The 19,398-nt window shown below is 64.8% G+C and carries 23 protein-coding genes; 10 read left to right on the top strand and 13 right to left on the bottom strand.

What is annotated here, in order from left to right; translation table 11 throughout:
• Positions 1–165 precede the first annotated feature (165 nt).
• Positions 166–642, top strand: a complete 477-nt coding sequence (locus tag AC3A4T_RS19200; protein WP_487676826.1) for a YybH family protein — start codon at positions 166–168, stop codon at positions 640–642.
• A 136-nt stretch (positions 643–778) separates the two neighbouring features.
• Here AC3A4T_RS19200 and AC3A4T_RS19195 read toward each other — a convergent pair whose 3' ends face one another.
• The 3 genes from AC3A4T_RS19195 to AC3A4T_RS19185 all read right to left on the bottom strand — a co-directional run bounded on the left by AC3A4T_RS19195 (position 779) and on the right by AC3A4T_RS19185 (position 2,617).
• Positions 779–1,060 carry a hypothetical protein gene (locus AC3A4T_RS19195; protein WP_148650654.1) on the bottom strand — a complete coding sequence of 94 codons (282 nt, stop codon included), beginning with the start codon at positions 1,058–1,060 and terminating at the stop codon, positions 779–781.
• Between the two features lie 142 nt (positions 1,061–1,202).
• Positions 1,203–1,451 carry a hypothetical protein gene (locus AC3A4T_RS19190; protein WP_487676825.1) on the bottom strand — a complete coding sequence of 83 codons (249 nt, stop codon included), beginning with the start codon at positions 1,449–1,451 and terminating at the stop codon, positions 1,203–1,205.
• Positions 1,448–2,617, bottom strand: coding sequence for an MBL fold metallo-hydrolase (locus AC3A4T_RS19185; protein ID WP_487676824.1), 1,170 nt, complete (start codon positions 2,615–2,617; stop codon positions 1,448–1,450). The genes AC3A4T_RS19190 and AC3A4T_RS19185 overlap by 4 nt, the downstream gene beginning before the upstream one ends.
• Positions 2,618–2,702: 85 nt before the next feature.
• Between AC3A4T_RS19185 and AC3A4T_RS19180 the strand changes: the two genes are divergently transcribed.
• Together AC3A4T_RS19180 and AC3A4T_RS19175 are read left to right on the top strand one after the other, a co-directional pair.
• A complete protein-coding gene (locus AC3A4T_RS19180; protein WP_487676823.1) occupies positions 2,703–3,320 on the top strand; it encodes a TetR/AcrR family transcriptional regulator in 618 nt (205 codons plus the stop codon).
• Between the two features lie 732 nt (positions 3,321–4,052).
• A complete protein-coding gene (locus tag AC3A4T_RS19175) occupies positions 4,053–4,268 on the top strand; it encodes a hypothetical protein (RefSeq protein ID WP_487676822.1) in 216 nt (71 codons plus the stop codon).
• Between the two features lie 186 nt (positions 4,269–4,454).
• On the opposite strand, the gene AC3A4T_RS19170 is transcribed toward AC3A4T_RS19175, so the two are convergent.
• The 3 genes from AC3A4T_RS19170 to AC3A4T_RS19160 all read right to left on the bottom strand — a co-directional run bounded on the left by AC3A4T_RS19170 (position 4,455) and on the right by AC3A4T_RS19160 (position 6,343).
• A complete protein-coding gene (locus tag AC3A4T_RS19170) occupies positions 4,455–5,075 on the bottom strand; it encodes a hypothetical protein (RefSeq protein WP_487676821.1) in 621 nt (206 codons plus the stop codon).
• Positions 5,076–5,444: 369 nt separating this feature from the next.
• A complete protein-coding gene (locus AC3A4T_RS19165; RefSeq protein ID WP_487676820.1) occupies positions 5,445–5,840 on the bottom strand; it encodes a hypothetical protein in 396 nt (131 codons plus the stop codon).
• A 239-nt stretch (positions 5,841–6,079) separates the two neighbouring features.
• On the bottom strand, positions 6,080–6,343 hold the full coding sequence (locus tag AC3A4T_RS19160) for a DUF6959 family protein (protein ID WP_487676819.1): 264 nt from the start codon (positions 6,341–6,343) through the stop codon (positions 6,080–6,082).
• A gap of 311 nt (positions 6,344–6,654) precedes the next feature.
• Between AC3A4T_RS19160 and AC3A4T_RS19155 the strand changes: the two genes are divergently transcribed.
• The 4 genes from AC3A4T_RS19155 to AC3A4T_RS19140 all read left to right on the top strand — a co-directional run bounded on the left by AC3A4T_RS19155 (position 6,655) and on the right by AC3A4T_RS19140 (position 10,965).
• Positions 6,655–7,374 (top strand): PadR family transcriptional regulator, encoded by a 720-nt coding sequence (locus AC3A4T_RS19155; protein WP_487676879.1) that lies wholly within the window; start codon positions 6,655–6,657, stop codon positions 7,372–7,374.
• 83 nt (positions 7,375–7,457) lie between these two features.
• Positions 7,458–8,288 carry a siderophore-interacting protein gene (locus AC3A4T_RS19150; RefSeq protein ID WP_487676818.1) on the top strand — a complete coding sequence of 277 codons (831 nt, stop codon included), beginning with the start codon at positions 7,458–7,460 and terminating at the stop codon, positions 8,286–8,288.
• Positions 8,289–8,331: 43 nt separating this feature from the next.
• Positions 8,332–9,588 (top strand): MFS transporter, encoded by a 1,257-nt coding sequence (locus tag AC3A4T_RS19145; protein WP_487676817.1) that lies wholly within the window; start codon positions 8,332–8,334, stop codon positions 9,586–9,588.
• A 138-nt stretch (positions 9,589–9,726) separates the two neighbouring features.
• Positions 9,727–10,965 carry a hypothetical protein gene (locus AC3A4T_RS19140; RefSeq protein ID WP_487676816.1) on the top strand — a complete coding sequence of 413 codons (1,239 nt, stop codon included), beginning with the start codon at positions 9,727–9,729 and terminating at the stop codon, positions 10,963–10,965.
• 151 nt (positions 10,966–11,116) lie between these two features.
• Here AC3A4T_RS19140 and AC3A4T_RS19135 read toward each other — a convergent pair whose 3' ends face one another.
• Positions 11,117–11,584: a hypothetical protein gene (locus tag AC3A4T_RS19135; RefSeq protein ID WP_487676815.1), complete on the bottom strand. Its 468-nt coding sequence runs from the start codon at positions 11,582–11,584 to the stop codon at positions 11,117–11,119.
• A gap of 298 nt (positions 11,585–11,882) precedes the next feature.
• Complete coding sequence (locus AC3A4T_RS19130) at positions 11,883–12,281, bottom strand: hypothetical protein (protein ID WP_487676814.1); 399 nt, start codon at positions 12,279–12,281, stop codon at positions 11,883–11,885.
• 363 nt (positions 12,282–12,644) lie between these two features.
• On the opposite strand from AC3A4T_RS19130, the gene AC3A4T_RS19125 reads away from it, so the two are divergent.
• Positions 12,645–14,234: a hypothetical protein gene (locus AC3A4T_RS19125; RefSeq protein WP_487676813.1), complete on the top strand. Its 1,590-nt coding sequence runs from the start codon at positions 12,645–12,647 to the stop codon at positions 14,232–14,234.
• A 48-nt stretch (positions 14,235–14,282) separates the two neighbouring features.
• Here the strand turns inward: AC3A4T_RS19125 and AC3A4T_RS19120 are convergent, their stop codons facing one another.
• Entirely contained in the window at positions 14,283–15,032 is a 750-nt protein-coding gene (locus AC3A4T_RS19120; protein WP_487676812.1) for a hypothetical protein, read from the bottom strand.
• Positions 15,033–15,447: 415 nt separating this feature from the next.
• Here AC3A4T_RS19120 and AC3A4T_RS19115 point away from each other — a divergent pair, with 415 nt between their 5' ends.
• Entirely contained in the window at positions 15,448–15,867 is a 420-nt protein-coding gene (locus tag AC3A4T_RS19115) for an H-NS histone family protein (protein ID WP_487676811.1), read from the top strand.
• Positions 15,868–16,206: 339 nt separating this feature from the next.
• Positions 16,207–16,557: a DUF4844 domain-containing protein gene (locus AC3A4T_RS19110; RefSeq protein WP_487676810.1), complete on the top strand. Its 351-nt coding sequence runs from the start codon at positions 16,207–16,209 to the stop codon at positions 16,555–16,557.
• Between the two features lie 212 nt (positions 16,558–16,769).
• Here AC3A4T_RS19110 and AC3A4T_RS19105 read toward each other — a convergent pair whose 3' ends face one another.
• The 4 genes from AC3A4T_RS19105 to AC3A4T_RS19090 all read right to left on the bottom strand — a co-directional run bounded on the left by AC3A4T_RS19105 (position 16,770) and on the right by AC3A4T_RS19090 (position 19,090).
• On the bottom strand, positions 16,770–17,252 hold the full coding sequence (locus AC3A4T_RS19105) for a low molecular weight protein tyrosine phosphatase family protein (protein ID WP_487676809.1): 483 nt from the start codon (positions 17,250–17,252) through the stop codon (positions 16,770–16,772).
• A 57-nt stretch (positions 17,253–17,309) separates the two neighbouring features.
• The gene (locus AC3A4T_RS19100) at positions 17,310–17,795 is read right to left on the bottom strand and encodes a hypothetical protein (protein ID WP_487676808.1); all 486 of its coding nucleotides are present in this window, start codon (positions 17,793–17,795) and stop codon (positions 17,310–17,312) included.
• Positions 17,796–17,874: 79 nt separating this feature from the next.
• Positions 17,875–18,435: a DUF7010 family protein gene (locus tag AC3A4T_RS19095; protein ID WP_487676807.1), complete on the bottom strand. Its 561-nt coding sequence runs from the start codon at positions 18,433–18,435 to the stop codon at positions 17,875–17,877.
• A gap of 79 nt (positions 18,436–18,514) precedes the next feature.
• Positions 18,515–19,090: a glycosyl-4,4'-diaponeurosporenoate acyltransferase CrtO family protein gene (locus AC3A4T_RS19090; RefSeq protein ID WP_487676806.1), complete on the bottom strand. Its 576-nt coding sequence runs from the start codon at positions 19,088–19,090 to the stop codon at positions 18,515–18,517.
• Positions 19,091–19,398: the final 308 nt, after the last annotated feature.

Raw genomic sequence — 19,398 nt, 5'->3', positions numbered from 1 at the left:
ATTATGGCCGAATCGCGGAATAACGGAATTACCGCGGCCGTCTTCGATGCCAGCGCCCGGCAAGCGCATTGATCGATTCGGTCAGTTCTTTTCGCGGCCTCGGCACATCGCTCGGCGACCGGGTTCGATAACGTGTGGCTCCCGATCTTCCAACAAGGACCGAACATGAAGATGCGAATTTCCACGATCGCGGCGTGCATGGCGCTGGCGTTATCCGCAATGACCCCGCTCGCGGCGGCGGCGCAGGATCCGATGGCGGCACAGCACCGTCATTGCGAACGCGAGTTCGAGCGCACCTCCGAAGCGCTCGGCGACGCGTTCGCCCGGCGCGATCTCGATCGTTTCATGGCCGGCTTCGCCGAGGATGCGGTCCAGGTCAACAGCCTCGGCCAAGTGCTCAACGGCAAGCCGGCGATCACGGCGTTCTATCGCGCGGTGATGGCCAACGAATACATCTTCAAGCGCACCCTGCTGGCGCAGACGATCAGTCAATGCTCCAGCGCCGTGGTCGTCGATCGCATCGAGTTCACGATTCCGTCCGCCGGCATCACCCTGCACGCGATCGACGTCGCCAACTGGGCGCGGGTGCGCGGTCAATGGCGGTTGAGCGCGGATACGACCACGCCGATCGCCAATCCCTGATCGAGGCCGGCGGCATGCCCGCCGCGCGCGGGCATGCGCGATGCGTGGGCGATGGTCGTGACTCGTAAACCGCGGGCGCGATAGGCGTGCGAGTCGAGCCGCCGCGAAAGCGACTCGATCGCGGCGAGGCCTCGGCTCAGTCCTCCGAAATGCAGCCTTCGCTCAGCTTTACGTACCAGTAGCCGGTGGCGGGCTGAAACTCCTCGACCAGGATCGTCTGCTCCTGGGTGGAACGGCCCCAGTTCAAATAGCATCGGTTGCTGGCGTAATACGATGCGGCCTCGTAGGCCTGATCGCGGGTGTGTCCGTAGCCCTCGCCGATCACCTGGTAGTGATATTGGTCCGCCACGGCCGCGGCGCTGAACGCGGTCAGCAGCGCGAACGCCGCCACGGAAAGGTAACGCTTGCTCATCTTCATTGCATGCTCCATGCCTTGGGTCGTGTCCGCACCATGCCGACCGACGATGAAGCCTGCGTTGAGCGCGGATGACAAAACGCGACCCGGGTCAACGTTCTTGATCAAGCCACGGTAAATCGGCGATGCGATCGATGCCGGCGCTCTAGCGCGTGGAAACCGGCCTGGGCATCTCGTTGGACGCATCGACGATCGCGGCGACGGTATAGCCGTAACGGGTGATCGCCTCGACCGTCTCGGCCACCGTCAGCCAGTTCTCGACCCGCACGATCGGCGCATCGTGTTCGAGATCGCGCTCGAAGTTGATCCGGCTGCCCAGGTCGGCGCGCAGCACCGCCGCGGTGATCTCGCGCATGGCATCGCGGTCCAGTACGTTTTGCAGTCTCAGTTTCATCGCACGCTCGCCTGGGTCGATGCGGCCGCGGACGCGGTCGCGGGTCTGGATTCGGATTCGTCGGCTTCGCGCCACCACGGCGTGGTCGCCCGCGGCGCATGCAGGTCGACGCGTTCGCCCATGCGCGGCGTGGTCAGCGCGACCTCGCGTTCGGTCGCGAGCGCGGACACGCGCTCGAACGGCTCGGTCCACGGATGCATCGCCAGGTCGAAGGTGCCGTTGTGGATCGGCAGCAGCCAGCGGCCGCGAAGATCGATATGCGCCTGCACGGTCTGCTCCGGCTGCATGTGCACGTGCGGCCAGTTCGCGTTGTACGCGCCGGTCTCCAGCATCGTCACATCGAACGGGCCGAAGCGGCGTCCGATTTCCTTGAAGCCGTCGAAGTAGCCGGTGTCGCCGCTGAAGAACAATCGCAGCGACGGCTCGCCTTGCGCTTCGTCGATGATCGTCCACGACGCCCACAGCGTCTTGTCGCTGTCGAACAGGCCGCGGCCGGAGAAGTGCTGCGCCGGGGTGGCGATGAAGCGCACGCCGTCGATGCTGGCGGCTTCCCACCAATCGAACTGGCGCACCTTGGCCGGGTCGACGCCCCAGGCGATCAGCCGGTCGCCGACGCCCAGCGGGGTGAGAAACACGCCGGCGGTCTTCGCGAGCTGGCGCACGGTGTCGTAGTCGAGATGGTCGAAGTGATCGTGCGACAGGATCACGCCGCGCAGCGGTGGCAGGTCGGCTAGCGCGATCGGCGGCGCGTGGAAACGCTTGGGACCTATCCATTGCACCGGCGAGGCGCGCTCGGCGAACACCGGGTCGGTGATCCACCAGCCGCCGCGCAGCTTGATCAACAGAGTCGAGTGGCCCAACCGGAACAGGCTGCGGTCCGGTGCCTGCGCCAGTTGCTCCGGGGTCAGCGCCAGCACCGTCGGCACGGTGGCCGGCACGGCGTCGGCGGGCTTGTTCCACAGCATGTCGCCGATGATCCGGAACGTCTTGCGCACGCCGGTGGCCGGGCGCGGGTCCGGGTTGCGGAAGCGGCCGTCGCTGAACTGCGGCGAGTTCGCGCGGTCGCTCAGCGGCAGGTGGGTCTTGGCGGCGGAAAACAGGCAGGTAGTCACGATCAGGGCTCCGGTTAGCAGGCTGAGTCGGCGGAGGCGGGAGGGTCGAGGCATGGGCCGGGCCGGCTGTCTGAATAGTTACACTGCCCAGTGTAGTGTACTTTTTGAGAAAGTAAACCCGGCGGTGTAACCTGTCGTCATGACCGCTCCAGCCCCCGCCCGTCTGACCGACCGCAAGCGCGCCGCCATCCTCGAGGCGGCCGCGGCCGAGTTCCGCCAGGCCGGTTACGACGCCACCAGCATGGACCGCGTCGCGGCCAGCGCCGGTGTGTCCAAGCGCACCGTCTACAACCACTTCCCGAGCAAGGAAGTGCTGTTCGGGCACATCCTCCAGCAGTTGATGCAACGCGGCGGGGCGTCGCCGGAACTGGCCTACCGGGCCGAGCGGCCGCTGCGCCCGCAGTTGCTCGAACTGGTGCAGCAAAAGCTGCAGTTGCTGCACGACGAGGATTTCATCGATCTGGTGCGGGTGGCCATCGCCGCGGTCATTCCCTCGCCCGAGCGCGCGCAGGAAATGTTCACGCGCATCGGCGACAAGGAAGAAGGTCTGACCGTGTGGATCCGCGCGGCGGCCGCGGACGGCCGCTTGAAGACGCAGGACCCGCTGTTCGCCTCGATGCTGCTGCAGGGCATGATCAAGGGCTTCGCGTTCTGGCCGCAGATCACCCTGGGTCAGCCGATGCTGACGCAGGCGCGGCGCGACGAAGTGGCGGACACCGTCACCGACATGTTTCTGGGCTACTTCGCGTCGGCGTAGCGGGCGCTCGTCGATGGCGCAGCGCAGCCCGTCGTGGTGCGAGCGGCACGACGTTCCTGACCGGCGACTACGCTTCGGGCCGAGGCATCAGCGGCCATCGGGCCGCGACGCGGCCTCGGCATCAGCACGTTGCCGGCCGTCGGATCGGTTTCTTTACTTCGACTCTCGGCACCAGTGATCGATGGCCAACGGGTTCTGCCGCTGCTTGGCCAATGCGCAGTTCTGTGCGATCTCTTGTTCGGAGGCGCCCTGGCGAGTCGCTTTTTCCCTGGCGGGGAATGCGCATGCGCACAGCAAGGCCAGGCAGATCAACAGCGAGCATCGGTGATGGCGAAGAGGCTTCATCTTTGATGGCTGATGTCTGGGTCAAGCCGAGCCGCGCGTCGGCTTGAGAAGGATATGGCTGGTTCTGGTCGTCGAGCATGCGCAGGGTCTCAAGCAACGTTGCCGGCGGCAATGGTGGGATGCGCCGCGTTCGTCAACCGGCGACGCATCCAGATCGGCCTGCCTGCGGTTCTGACGCTGGCATTCGATGGGTGATATCCGCGACTGTGGGCCCGGCGGTATCCGGATTCGAATCACAAATCGGAGAAATAAATCGCTGGGCAAGGCCGCCCGCGCTCGCCGATGCCGTATCACGATAGACACGCGCTGAAAGGATCGGCGACCGCGGGTCGCGCGTCGGTTCGCCAGCGTCGATGTGCCCGGTTCTTAGCCTCTAAGGAGAGAGACATGATCGGTTCCACCAGACTGTTGACCCTGTGCGCTTTCGTGTTCGGCCTGAGCTTCGCCAGCGCCGCGTTCGCCAGGGATTGCGTTACCGAATGCAAGCGGGCCGCGATCGCGCAATGCCTGTTGCTCGCCGCCGAAGGGGAAGCCGAGGCGTGCTATACGGCCGACTACAGCTACTGCCGTCCGGCGTGCGGCATCATTTTGCCCGCGCAGTGAACCTGGATCGGGCCGGATCGATGGCGTCCATCGATCCGGCGCCGGAGCGTCCGGCCCGGCGCAGGCGGCGAGTGCGACGGGTCTTTCCCGCAACACGATCGGCACGCTTCGAGCGTGCGCCGTCGTCGAACGATCCGTCGTGCGTCGCAAGCAAGCGATGCGCGAGCGCAGATCCGACGCGCGCGCTTACTGCTTCGAGTTGATGCACGAGCGCAATTGATCGCGCGCGGCGAAGCCTCCGGTCCACTCGAGGATGTAAAGCACGTTCTTCTGCTTGCGGTCGAACACTTCGAAGCGATGCTGGTCGAGCATCCCGTCGAGCAACAACCCGGCGTTCTCGACCGCCATCAGCAACATGCCGTTTCCGCCGGTGCCCGGCATCGGCAGGTTGAATACTTCGACGGTCTGGCGCTGTTCTCCGGTCTGGAACAACTGCACGGTTATTTTTTTGGCCGACTTGGGCACCGGAACCCCCGGACCGTACAGCGCCAGATAAGCCGATGGCGATTCCTGCGAGGGGCCAAGAATCATCATCCCGCTGCCCTCGCGATAAAAACGCGCGGCGCAGTGCTGTCCCGGTGCGTTCTCCGGCGCCGGCCTGAAATTCCAGAAGCCATCGAAGAACGACCGGTACTCGGGATCGCGCGCCATGCGCGCTTCGTGCTGGCGCCGGCTTTCCGCCTGTTCGATCTGCGACTGGCGAAGCATCTCCTCCAACTCGGCGGCGGAGAAGTTGGGTTCGTATCCCTGCCATTCGTCGTCGTCGCCGCCGTGGCAACACGGCGGCGTCGCGGCAATGTCGTTCATCGCCCGCGCATGCGCGGCCGCCGCTTCGGTATTGGCCTGGGCAGCGCCGGTCGCGCATGCGATTGCGAAGGTGCAGGCCAGGCTTGCCGCTAACTTGTGCATGGATCAGTTACCCCGATGGTGGATGCCGTCCGCGGCCGATCGAGCGCGCGGCATGCGGTCGCGTCGAACGATAGCGCGATTGATAATCCAGGACATCGGCATCGATACCACAGCTACCGGGACCGCGCATCGATGACTGCCGTCGAACAAGATGGGCTCATGCTCGCCAACGAAGTTCAAGCAAATGTGAAGCGACTGCGGCGGAACACCGGGTCAGGAGAACGGCTGGATCGCACCGGCGCCGCGATCGCGACGCCGGCACTCGGCTCAAGGCTGCCTGACCGCGTTCGGGGAGCCGTTGGTCACGTAGATACCGGTGCACTGGCCGGAGGCGCTGCGCGAGAAGTCGATATACGAATCGCTGCGCACCGATTGCACCGCCGCCAGCAGGCTGGCGTTGGAGGTGAGGCACAGGGTGGACACGCCCGCCGCGTTCCTCGCTTCGCAGCCGCCTTGCGTGCCGGCGGTGGTCGCGCTGACGAAGCACGCGATCAATTGCTGGGCATCGGCGCTGTTGCGCGCCGTGCCGGCCATGCCGTAAGCGCGGGTCACCTGGCCCAGTCCGTTGATCTCCAGCGTCACAGGAACCTCGGCCTTTTCGCCGGCCACGGCCGTCGCGCACAGCATCGTCGCGGCCACCGCCGCAAGAGTCGCGAGCTTCATCGTATTCCTCCTTGAAAACCTCCGGAATGGAGGCATGCGGCGCACTCCAGCACGCCTCGGCGGCGGTCACAATCACGCCGATCCCGCGGCGCATGCCGACTTCGCGGGATGGGCGCTGCGTCGCGCGGGCGCTGTGGCGGCCATCGCAGGTCGCAAGCACGCGTCGCTGCCGCAACGCGGCGAGCGCCGGCGATTCTTGCAAGGTTGAGAATGTCGGCGCCCGGAACCGCGCGGCGTTGTCAGTACGGCAAGGCGATATGTCGCTCGGCGCAAACTCGCTCGTAGTGACGTTGCACTTCGGACAATTGCTCGCTCAGGTATTCGATTTCGTCCGCCAGTTCCTCCAGCGCCATCGCGCCGAGCAATCGTCCCAGCCGTTCCGCCTGTGTTTTCAGTATGTGCAACGAATCGCCTTGCACGACGACGCCGGGATATTTTCGTCCCGGCAGTTGCACGACGGCGTAGTTGGTCGGCGGACTCAGCAGCTCGGCTTGCAGGGTCATGGTTCGCTCACTGAAGCGGAAGATGGGGTTCGGCGTCGAATCCGATCTCGGATTCGAGGCTTGGTCTTCTCGCCAAGGTATCGGACAGAAGAGGGCGGGCGTAGGTCGGCCCCTGTTTTGCTCGGCCTTGAGAGGCCCGAACCAGGCGCCCTTGAATGCTCGGGACGGGTCCCGCGGAGGGCTGAAAACCAGCAGCGCAGTCCGGCCCGACCGGCGGCCGAGGCTGTTGGCGGGCCGGCGGAGTGACACTTGATTTTGTATCTTACGATCTATATCGTAAGACGTATCTTACGATACGTTTAGTGAGCATCATGCGCCGTCCCTTCATCCAAGAGCCCGGCCGGGCCTTCGGCCACGACGACTTTTCCCGCTTCGAGCTGTATTCCTGCCATCCGTTCTCCCACGCCGGCGGCCATCCGCGCGGCGGTCGAGGAGGACGCAGGGGCGGGGGCTATCCCGGCGGACCGGGCGGCGCGGGTTTCCCGGGAGGTTTCCCCGGCGGCTTCGACGACAGCGAAGGCTTCTCGCGCGGCCGCAAGTTCAGTTCCGACGACCTGCAACTGCTGTTGCTGGCGCTGATCGAGGACAAGCCGAGCCATGGCTACGAATTGATCAAGGCGCTGGACACGCGTTCAAACGGTTTCTACAGCCCCAGCCCGGGCATGGTGTATCCGGCGCTGACCTATCTGGAGGAGCTGGGTTACGTGACCGTCGAGCTGGAGGGCAACCGCAAGCGCTACGAACTGGCCGAACTCGGCAGCGCGCATCTGGCCGCGAACCGCGAACGCGTCGACACGATGCTCGCCAAGTTGAACCACATCGCCCGCAAGATGGATTCGGTGCGGCGCGCGCTGGCCGGCGAAGAGCCGGCCGATCCGTCCGAAGGCGGCTGGCTGCCGGAGCTGATCCAGGCGCGGCGCGCGATCAAGACCGCGCTGTATCGCCGCGACGAGATGTCGGTCGACGAACAGCGCCGCATCGCCGCGATCCTGCGCCGCGCCGCCGACGAGATCGAAGACCGCGGCGACTGATCGGCGCCGAGTCAGCGCCGAACCGCCGCCGCATTCGCGAACAACGCATCCCCCACGATGCAGCTGGTAAAACAGGACTTCACATGCAAGAACTCAACGACCTGGCGGTCGTACGCGTCCGCCATCCGTTAAAAGTGCGGCTGTTGCGCGTGACCCGGGTCGAATCGGTGACGCCGCATCTGCGCCGCATCGTCCTGAGCGGCGAGGCCCTGGCCGATTTCGTTTCGGCCTCGTTCGACGATCACGTCAAGGTGCTGTTTCCCGAGCCCGGCCAGGATCGACCGAACATGCCGAGCATCGGGCCGAACGGTTTCGTCTACGCCGAAGGCGCGATACGCCCCGTCGTCCGCGATTTCACTCCACGCCATTTCGATCCCGATGCGCGCGAACTTGAACTCGAATTCGCCCTGCACGACGCCGGCCCGGCCAGCGACTGGGCCCGGCAGGCGCAGGTCGGTCACTACCTTGGTATCGGTGGCCCGCGCGGTTCGCGGGTCATACCGAACGGATTCGACTGGCATGTGCTGATCGGCGACGACACCGCCTTGCCGGCGATCGCGCGGCGCGTGCGCGAGCTTCCTGCGACGGCGCGTGCCATCGTCGTGGTGGAAGTCGAAGATCCGAGCGCGCGCATCGATTTCGTCGCCGCCGCTACGCTCGACGTGCATTGGTGCTATCGCAACGGTTCCGATCCGAACGGCGACCCACCGTTGCTGCGCGCGGTGCGCGAACTGCGCTGGCCGCAAGGCGAGAGCGACGGCGAAGGCTATGTCTGGGCCGCGGGCGAATCGAGCGCGATCCGCGCGGTGCGTCAGCATCTGCTGGCCGAGCGCGGCGTCGACAAGTCGCGGCTGCACGCGGCCGGTTACTGGAAGCGCGGCGCACAGGGCGTGCACGAATCGCTGGACGACTGAGTTTCAATCCCTAGCCGCGGTCGTCGCGACCGTAAGGACCCCCATGTACTCGATTACCCAAGCGCTCGAGCGACGCCTGCTGTGGCTGCTTATGCTGACCCAGTTCACCCTCATCATGGACTTCATGGTGATGATGCCGCTGGGCCCGCAGATCATGCACGCCCTGCACATCTCGCCGGCGCAATTCGCCGCCGCCGTATCGGCCTATTCGATCTGCGGCGGCCTGTCCGGCCTGCTCGCCGCCACCTACATCGACCGTTTCGATCGACGCAAGCTGCTGCTGGCGATGTACGCATTGTTCGCCGTGTCCAACCTGGCCTGCGCGCTGGCCGACAGTTACGCCTTGTTGCTGGCCTCGCGCGCGTTCGCGGGCATCAGCGGCGGCGTGCTCGGTTCGATCATCATGGCGATCATCGCCGACGTGATCCCGGCGCAGCGCCGCGGCGCCGCCACCGGCACGGTCATGACCTCGTTCGCGATCGCCTCGGTGATCGGCGTTCCGGTCGGTGTTCTGCTGGGCGCGCATTTCCACTGGTCGGCGCCGTTCTGGCTGCTGGTGGCGTTGTCGCTGCTGGTGTGGGTGGGCGGTTCGCGGATCGTGCCGCCGCTGGACCAGCATCTGTCGCGCGAGCGCGTGCCGCTGAGCCGGGCGTTTCCGAACCTGTTCAAGCTGTTCGCGAACCCGCGGCATCTGAACGCGTTCGCGCTGACGCTGATGTTGACCACCTCGCAGATGCTGGTGATTCCCTTCATCTCGCCGATGCTGGTCGCCAACCACGGCATCGAACCCTCGCAACTGTCGTGGATGTACATGGCCGGCGGCGTGGCCGCGTTCTTCACTTCGCGCTACATCGGGCGCCTGGCCGACCGTTACGGCAAGCAGCGGGTGTATCGCGTCGCGGTGGTGGTTTCGCTGGTGCCGGTGTTGTTCATCACCCATCTGCCGGCGGTCGGCTTCCTCGCCATGCTGCTGTTCTTCCCGTTCTTCATGGTGACGATGAACGGGCGCATGGTGCCGTTGCAGGCGCTGCAGACCACGGTGCCGCAACCGGAGCAGCGCGGCGCTTACTTGAGCGCGAACAGCGCGGTGATGTCGCTGGGCACGGGCCTGGGCGCATGGCTGGGCGGCCTGATGCTGACCACCGACGCCAGCGGACACATCGCCGGTTATGGCGCGGTCGGCTGGATTGCGGCGGGCCTGGCGCTGTGTTCGGCCTTGTGGGTAGGACGCGTGAGCGCGGCGGATGCGCAACCGATCGCGATGCCGGCGACCGAGGAACCGCGCGGCGGCGCGGCCTGACCGGCCGCGCCGCGGTCGCCTCGGTCCATTGCGGTCCGACGGCGTCCGCGATCGTCGCGTCCTAGTGGCGATACCTTCAGCACATGTGGCGCCGCGAGCCGGAGCGCGAGCATGTCGGCTCCCAGCAAGGTACGCACAATGCGCCCGTCAGCATTCCGGCCCGCGGTCACCCTGATACTGATGCTCTGGTTTGCGCTGGCGCAGGCGCAGACCAAGGCGCCACCGCAAGCCGATACCGCCGCCGCCACCCGCGTCTATGTGCTGGGCGTCGATCATGCGGCCCAGTTGGTGGCGAAGCACGACAGCCCGGCGATGCTGGAGGCCTTTCTCGCCCGCAGCCGCGCGGATGCGATCTGCGTGGAGCGCACCGCGGACGCGTTCGCCCGCGACGACTTCTATGAGTTCACCTATGAAGTGCAGGACGTGGCGGTGCCGTACGCGCGCGCGGCCAGGGTCGAGCTGTGTCCGATCGACTGGATGCCTTCGCGCGAGGACGAGTTGCTCGGATTCGGCATGAACCTCGGCGCGCCGCCGGAACTTCGCCCGTACCGGGGGTTCCAGCAATTCCTGACCTTCCCCGAGCCCACGACCCTGCGGCGCACGCTCTACCACGCCGACGACGCCGCCAATCTCGACAAGGTCAAGCAATGGGCGCTGACCCCGGCGGCGTCGGCCGCGCGCGATCTGCCGCGGCGCATGTTTCTGTATCGAACCTTCATGCAGGCCCAGGCCATCGCCCGTGCCGCGCACGCACGGCCGGGCAAGACGCTGGTGGTGGTCGTGGGCGAGTTCCACAAGCACGATATCGAATCCATCCTCAAAACCGATCCGCGCATCGATCTGCGTCAGCCGTCGAGCCTGGGTGTGCCGAGCGACGCCGACATCGCCCGGCATACCCATCGAACGCAGTTGCTGGCGATAGCGAGCTTCAATCTGCTCGGCATGCAGTCGCGCACCGGCAACGTCGACTTCGAATGGATGCGCGACACGTTGGCGCGGTTGTCGGCTCAGCGCGACGATGCCGAGGTCCAATTGTTGACGACGCGGCTGGCCCGCCTCGATGGATCGATCGATTCCGATCAGGCGCAGGCGCGTTACGCGGCGATCGCGAAGAGCGCCGGCGATGCGAAGTTCACGTGGACCGGCGTGCTTGACCGGGATCGGCTCGATTCGTATTTCGATCCCTTCGGCAATCTGAGCATCGCCCAGCGCGCCCTGGTCGAGCAGGCGCGCGAACTGCATCGCCAAGGCAAGCGCCAGCAGGCCGACGCATTGCAAGACGCCGTCGCCGCGCAGCTCAAGCCCCGACAGGCGAGGCAGCTGCGCGGCTACTGGACTGTCGACTTCCTGGGCGATATCGAGCGCAAGACCGAGTGAACCCGCGCGGATGAATCATTAAAATCCATGTGCACGCGGCTTGGTTGAACCATCAGCGGGCAGCATGGATCCAACGCTCCAAGCTGACTTAAACCGCGGCTCGCCGGTCAGGCGCACTCCGTCCCGCTACTTTCGTCCGCCGTCATGCGCGCTAGCCGACATTGCTGAAAACCCCGCTCACCACCCCGCCAGGGTAAGGCGGCTCGACGCCGCAGGCCGCGGCCACCGTGTTCCAGATCCGCGGCATGTCGACGAAGCGCTTGCCGATGACCGGGTTGCCGGTGTGGTGATCGCGGTCGGCCTGCGAGGCGATGCTGAAGCAACGGCCGTTGCCGTCGCCGTTGCGCAACAGGCCGGAGGCGCCGCCCATCATCAGCAGCGGCATATCGATCTGGTGCTCGGGCGCGCCGTCGGCCATCTCGCTGGTCACCATCACCAGGGTGTGGTCGATCAGCTTGTCGCCGTCGACATCGGGATCGTCGTAACGGGCCAGTTCGTCCATGAACAACTTGGCGCGTTGCGCGTACCACTTTCTGGTTCCGCTCCATTCCTGCGTTCCCGCGTAGCGATGCGCGCAGTCGTGCGGGTTCTTCGCGCTGGTGACGTCGAGAATGTTCAATTGCTCGGCCGAACGCGCGATTGGGGCAAGCGCGGCCCATCCTCGGGAAAAGCCCGGCGACCGATCTTGCGGGGGCATCCGCATCACGCAAGTCGTGGCCAAGTCGATCTGCTGAGTCGATCCTCGCTTTGGCGCCGCGATCGAGTCCGAGATATCCGTTCCAGTCGCACCCTCACGCTTGCTCACTGCAAACCAGGACGAAGCACTTCATCGCCGCGCGGGGAATGTTCGCATCGCTCGATCATGCGTGTGAGCACGCGCCACGCGTCGTCCCGAGGTCGTTGTTCGAACCGGTCGGCTAGCATATGCGCACGACGATCTGTATGTCGGGACGAGCTTCACGCAGGCTGTCGAAGAATTTATCGAGCCTCTTCGCCTCGTGCGGCACGCGGATGCTCATCGCCGAAAGTCCCTCGACGTAAACCGTTTCGGGTAGTTCGCGGTTCTCGGGCCGGCAGATCAATTCGCACAGGGTGTCCCGGGTGAACTCGCGATCGAGCGGAACACCGAAGGCCAGCGCGACTGTCTGCCTGACGAACAATGCGTTCTTGGCATGGCTGAGATCAATCCGGACCAGTGCGATGCTCATCAGACGCGTGCTCTGAAGCTGGAGTCGCGCCAGGCCACGCAGCGGCTTCGGATTGAGCAATGACCAAGCCCCGCCAGCGCCGGCCATGCTGACTTCGCTGTACCGCATGCGCGAAAGAAATCCATGAAGCTCCGTGTCAGGCCTGACGAATTCGCCCAGCCGCGCCCGGATTGGATCGGCGTATCGGCAGCGCCACGGATGGTCGCACGGACATCCACGCCGACCCCGCTTGCGTGGCGCCTTATTCCGCTTGACAAAGTGCCTGACGGCGACGATAAAACACGAATATCTGTGCCGAATGGCTCCCGGATGGACGGTTTGACCTATTTCGTGGCGGATTTAGGCAAGCGCAATCGGGAAGCGACCCGCCATCGCCCCCCGAGCGGAAAGCTCGCCCGTGTAATTCGTGGCGCCCGCGAACTCACCCTACCCGCTCGCAACGCGCGCTGGCTTGCGCGTCACATCCGCGGCGTGTTGCTGCTGCTGTGCATGACCGTTGCGGGCACCCAGACGGCTTGGGCGCAGGCCTGCGATCCGGTGTTCACCGGCAGCCCGCTCAACGTCACCGGGCTCGGCAACGGCGCGCTGACATCGGCGCTGGATACCACCAGCACGCCCGTCGTCAGCACCACGCTCAGCGTGTACACGCCGACACCAGCCGGTGCGAGCAGCCGCTCCGCGCCCGCGGCCAACACCATCAATTACACCGATCCCGCGCCGGCCAGCGCCGCGGTCTCCGGCCAGCACACCTTCAGCTTCGCCCGTCCGGTTCCGGTCATATTCGAGGCGGGGTCCACGTTCGGCGGGCCCGATTCGAATCTCGATGTCGACCAGGACCTCATCACCTTCACCGCGATCGGCGCATCGCCGGGCTTTTCCTGGATCAGGGCGCCCGCGGTCGACAACGCGCAAACGGATATAGAGATTTCCGCCGATGGACTGAGCGCCACGGTGCGCGGACCGTCCTTCGGCGCGCGCCCCGGATCGTTCGCGCAGTATCGACTGAGCACCAACGGCACGGTGACGGGCGTCCAGTTCAACTTCAGAACGACCCGCGACGGCGTCGGCGGCAACTCCGCCCAGTTCGAAATCAACGTTCCGACCTGCAGGCCCGCGCTGACGCTCGCCAAGACGGTGATCAACGACAGCGGCGGCACCGCGGTCGATACCGCGTGGACGCTCGCGGCGGCCGGTCCGACCCCGATCAGCGGCGTCGAGGGCAGCGCGGCGGTCACCAATGCCACGGTCAGCGCCGGCACCTACACGCTGTCGGAAACCGGGCCGGGCGGCTATACCCAGACCGCGCCCTACAGCTGCGTGGTCAACGGCGGCGCGCCGGTGGTGAGCAACACCCTGGCGCTGGCCAATCTCGCGACCGCCCTGTGCACCGTCACCAACAACGACAACCCGCCGACCTTGCAGCTGGCCAAGGCCTGGGCGGCGGGGAGCCTGGCCGGGCATCAGGTGACGATCGGCGCGACCACGGGCGGCGCGAACAATACCGCGGGCTTCACCGCGACCGCCCCGACCGCGGCCAACAGCGGTCCGCCGGTCAACGTCAACCTCGGCGATGTGATCACGCTGCCGGCCGAAGGCGGCGCCAATGTCGCCAGCTATGCGACGACACTGGCCTGCACCGGCGGTCACACCTTGTCGGGGACCGACGGCCAGGCGATCAACACGCTGACCATTACCAGCGCCAATCCGGCGGTGTGCACTTACACCAACACATTGCAGCCGGTCGATCTGGCGATCACCAAGACCAACACGCCGGCGGCGGGCGCGATCGACCAGGCGAACGACACGGTCGCGGCGGGGGCGACCACCTACACACTGGTGGTCACCAACAACGGCCCGGGCGAAGTCACCGGTGCGATCGTCAGGGACGCGCCGGTCGCGGGCATCGTTTGTCCACCCGGCAATGCGGTGACGTTCGTCCCGGGCCCCGGCGTGCCCGCGGGGACGTTCACCGTCGGCAACCTCACCGGCGCCGGCATCGTCCTGGGTACGCTGTCCGCGGGACAGAGCACGACGCTGTCGTTCACGTGCACGGTTCAGTAGCGGACGATCTCGTCACCTGACTTGAGGTTCTGCGCTCTCAGCGCCACGTCACTGCGCGCACTGCCTGAGTTGCTCGATAACCGGCGCGGCGTCGGCCCACTGCAGCGTCATCGCGGTGTTTCCATCGATCGACAACTTGAAGCTTTGCCGGTCGCGCATGCCGTCCAGGGCGGCGGTCAGCCCGGGCACGGAAAACGCTATCGCTCCGGCTCTTCCATGATAGCGATAGTTGAATACCTGGACGCTCTGCGCGGGCTCATCGTCCTGCTGCAGCGAGATCTTGATCTTCTTGACCTTGTTCGGCTTGGGGAGCCCGGTGCCGTAGAAAATCAGCCACGCATCCGGCTTGGGTTTTTGAAACCCCACGATGCTGACGATGCCGCCGCTCTTGCCATTGTCCTGGCGGGTGAATTTGGCGAACGACGCGGTGCACAGCTTGCCTTCGGGCGTGCTGCTGGAAGCGAAAAACCAGATGCCGTTGGCGAGTTCCCGAGCGATGATCGCGTCCCTCGCGTCTTTTTCGGCTTGAAGTCGCTTGAGGTTCTCGACTTCCTCCGGACTCATGACGCGCGCCGGCGGGCGTTCCCGGGGCTCCAGGGAATCGAGATAATCGTTTTTCTCGCGGATCCAGTCGTCCATGCTGTACTGATACGGCGGGCTGCAACCGTTGCCGTCGTACAGCATGCCGGTCGGGCAGGCCGCCGCCTTGAACGGCAGCGACAGGGACATGAAAGACAGGATTGCCAGCATGCGCAAACCGCGCGGTCCTTGCCCGATGCTTGCCTTGCGATGATCCATATCCTGTCCTCCCAGGCTTGAAGTAAACCGACCCGCCAGGCCGGTTCGGCGCCAAGGCGTTGCCCGCGCATTGTCCACGATCCCCGAGCGATCCGGCAGAAGGCCGCGGCGCCCCGATAGGCTCGATCAAGTATCACGCCGCGATTTGGCCCCAACCGTCTCGCGCGGCCTGGCAATCCACGCCAGCGGTCGAGTGAAAACTACCGCCCCGCTTCGCCGCCGCCCGCCATAACGGCGAGCATCGACAAGCGCCGCGGGTTCGCCTGAGTCGGCGGTCCGGCGCATCGCCACGCCGGGGACTTGGCGGCGGCTTTGGAAATGCGTTCCGCCCCGTATCGCCTGAATCCGCGTTTCCCGCCGCCGCCACGGGGCGGGTTGCTTGACAGGCCGATGGATATGGCTGGACCCTTGGCGCATGAACATCGATATCGACAAGCTCAGCCTGAGCGAGCTGACTTCCCTTCTGACCGCCGCGGAGCGGCGCAAGCAGCTGATCTCCCGCCGTCGCCCCATCGCCTTGGTACGCCGGAAAGTGATCGCGCTCGCCGCCCAAGGCGGCTATACGATCGACGAACTTTATGGCGATCGCCCGCCAGTCGAGATCGCCGGCAAGAAGCGGACGCCGCGACGCAAGCCGAGCAAGGTCGCCGCCAAGTACCGCGACCCGGACAACAAGCGCAACACTTGGTCGGGTCGTGGGCGCATGCCGGTGTGGCTGGCGCAGAAGACCAAGCATGGCCGCAGCGTCGCCGATTTCCTGATCCCCGGCCTGGCCAAGCCCACCGCGCGCAAGAGCAGTTCCATAGGCAAGAAAACCGTCTTCAAGCAGGGGTGACGCGCAACCGGTGATGGGCGAAGAAGGCCGCGCGCACTCCGTTCGGCTGCTTGCGCTTCGACCGGTGCTTAGTCCGGCACGGCTGCGCGCAATAACGGTAGTTCGCCATGGTTGGCCGCTGGCCGGTAACCGCGATCTGCAGGCGTCTTGAATCACGCCGCGGCAACTGCTTCGGATCGGCTGCCGGCCGCAAGCGGACTGCAGCGAACGGCTGAAACAAACCCGGTTGCGAAGCGACATCGGCTTGAACGCTTCGTCCGCTCTGGCCTGCGATCCGGCGACAGGCCGGCAAGGCAATTGAGCCGTTCTCGATAGAACTCACCCAAGGAAGGAACCGAAATGCCGCGCCAAGCCGCCTGCGAATGCCTGTCGCGTCTGATCGGTCAAGATCATTTCGCCGGCGATCCGGCGACGATCTACAACGGCGTCCATGATCCGCGCGAGCGCGTCGCCATGAACGCCCGGTTCGACCGCGCGTTGGCGGCCTTGCGCGATGCCGCGCAGGATGGCGCGACACCCCGCGCCTGTCTGGATCTGATCGAGCGGCACCTGGCCGGCTTCGCACGCGTCGAGCTGGATACCGAAGACGCCGAGCGGGTCGCCGAATGTTTCGAGATGGCCATGGATTGCCTCGGCATCGAAAGCTCCGAAGGGATGCTCAACCGCTGGCTGTACGGATTTGATCCGTAGTCGTCGCAATCGCATCCGTCGATCGCGGACGGTGCAAGCGCGAGACACCAATGGCCGGACGGCGCTTCTCACAAGCGAAGTGAGTGGTCAGGGCAACAGGGTGATAACTGCTTGCGCTAAGCGAAGCCGTTCGATTGAAGAGCGGAGTTTGGCCGTCGTTTTCGGGCCGCCAAGCGGCTTCGGCTTCAATGAGCTCAGGCCGCGCTCATCGCTTATGGAAGGCCGAGGATAGCGCCAACAGAAGCCTTGACCAGATCGACCAGTTCTGGATCCATGTACCGATACTCGTCCGGAATATCGAGGACGTGCACGGGCTTGTTGGCGATGACGCGGCCGAACTCGGCCAGCAGCCTGGCCCGATGCTTGTTCTCCATGACGAAAATGGAGTGAGACCATCGGATATCGTCGACGGATACGGGTCTGCGCGCATTGGGGCTGGTGCCGGCGGACCTGACCCGCATGTCCGGATGGTCGCGCCATACGGCCTCGGCCGTCGGACTTCTCCACTGGTTCCGGCTGCAGACGAAAAGAATATTGAGCGGTTCGTCGTCTTCGATTTCCTTCTGGCGCCTGCTCGATGCGTGCGGGTAATCGATGCCGAGTTGCTTGGCGCGCGCAAGCTTCGTCGAGCGAATATATAGAAGCTTCCAGTTCTTCTCTCGCTTCTGTTTCGTTTTGATGTGATCGTCTTTCATGTGCTTTGACGTCTGAACCAAGCTGCGCCGCGTAGCGGCATTCGATATGACCAATGCTCAGGCGCTATGCGTGTCGGGCCGACGCGCGCTGCCTGCTTTCCATGACAGCCAGATAATCATGCCGCTGGCGGCGGCGCACAGGCCCCACGCAAGCAATCCAGGCAAGTCATGCATAGGCCATCCGTTTTTCATCCAGCGAAAATCGGTGAATATCAATGAGAGCAACACGCCGCCCACGAAGCCGGAGATCGCCGCGGACCACCATCGGATAAGCTTCGAATACCAAAGGACAATGAAGGCCGGCATGCCGAGCAGGCCGGTGAGCAGCAGCGCCGGAAGATACAGAAATGCAGCGACCCGGAGCAAAGACGCAAGGTCGCCTGGTTTGACGCCGAGGCCCGGACTCGCCGCGGCCAATACCAGCACCGGCACCAGCGGCGCTACCAGAAAGCCAGCGGCCAATGTCATTGCCCGACGATTCATTGCTTGTCGTCTTGGTTGAGCCGGGACGCGAAGCGGCTCGGGCTTGAATACTTCGTTCACTCGTATGGCCCATTCGATCCAGTAAGCAGTGTCGCAGTGGCGACGTTCATCCAGCTTTCCATCCAAGACTCGGCAAGGCTCATGGCTGGCGCTGCGCTTCCGCGGCCGCGCTGCGACGAGCCTCCATGAGTCCGATGCCGGCAAATACGAAAAGCACGATGCTCGTCACCCAGCCCCCAGTGGCAAAACCGTAAGGCAGATAGAGAGCGATGACCATGCCCGAAATTATGAGCGCCGCGGCCAAGGCCAGGAAACTGCGCATGCCGTAGAGGGTGGCGAACGGCAAGTAGTGCGCTCCAAGCAAGATCATCATGGCCGGATAGAACCAGTCGAGGCGGTAAGCGGCCACGGGGGCTAGCAGCGGCATGGACAGTGGAAGCACGAAAGCCACTTGAATCGCCAACAGTCGGAACGGATTGTTCGCGCTCAATGATGCAGGTCGACCCGATACCTTCAACACCATCGATATGGCTGGATAAATCGCGAATCCGCCAAGCACCAGGATGAGCATGGCGAGCTTTGGCGTTCCCCACTGTGCGGCGATTGCCGAGCCCAGCCACAAAAAACCGGATATCGCCTGTCCTGCGAGCCCGCCCTGATAGACCCGGCGAACTTCCCGTTGCGCGTCCTTGATCAGCATATCAGCGTCCTTTATAGAGTCGATCCAGTGTTGGCTCGGTCAAGCAGATCCGCGTAGCGGTTGCGGTCCTGATGAATTGTCAGGCGGCGCCATTTGCGTGCGTCCCCAAGGTATTCTTTCGTAAGCCGTCAACTCGCTCAATCCTGCCAAGCCGGGCGCGAACGATGCGCAGGTGCAAGATCGGGTACACATTGAACACGATCTGCAAGGCGGTGAACACGGCGCACTCCACAACGAACCCGCGCGACCCGACGTAGGCGATGTATGGAGTGAACAGTACCGCGGCCCAGAAGTGGGTCGCCTCGGCGGACTCCGCTTGACGTTGCAGTTTTGCGAGGTTGTGCCTGCCGCCCGAACGATAGACCGAGTTGTTGAGGTACCGAAGCGGCGTGTTGCGCAGAAAATCGCCGAAGCCGCGCACGCCCAGCCAACGATACAGGCGACTATTCAGCGTCGATGGATCAACCGTTCGCAGCGCGCGGGGCATGCGCAGAACGAACAGCGGTTCGGCCACTTTCGCCAAGCCCATGAAGTTGAACATCATCAGCAAACCAAGCCAGGGCGAGCTGAAGCCGATGACGTCCGCCAGCATGTAAAGGCACGCGGCAAGAAAGATCGCAACGACGATCAGCTTTGTCAGATCGCGCCAGAACATCTGCGTCGGCTCCCTGCGTGCGTGGCTTGGGCCTGAGTCAGGCCGAGTCGCGAGCGGCTTCGGTCTGAGCACTTTAGCCGCTATGGCGAGCCTTCCGCCGTCTGGCCTTTGCAAGGCTGATTTGACCCGCGGTCTTGCCGATCGGGTTTGGCCTGAATAGCGCATTCCTCATGGCGGGGATCGACAGCCCTCCAGATCCCGCGCACCTGCGTTTCGACGTGCTGCATCGCAGCGAATCTTCGGGACCGCCACGGCGTGCCAACGAAATTGCCTGTCCCATCACAGTCCGGCGCGAGCATGTGCGCGCC

The organism is Lysobacter sp. Soil_N_51 (assembly GCF_057655755.1).
The sequence above is the reverse complement of the archived record's forward strand: the minus strand, read 5'-3'. Positions and strand labels throughout refer to the sequence as shown.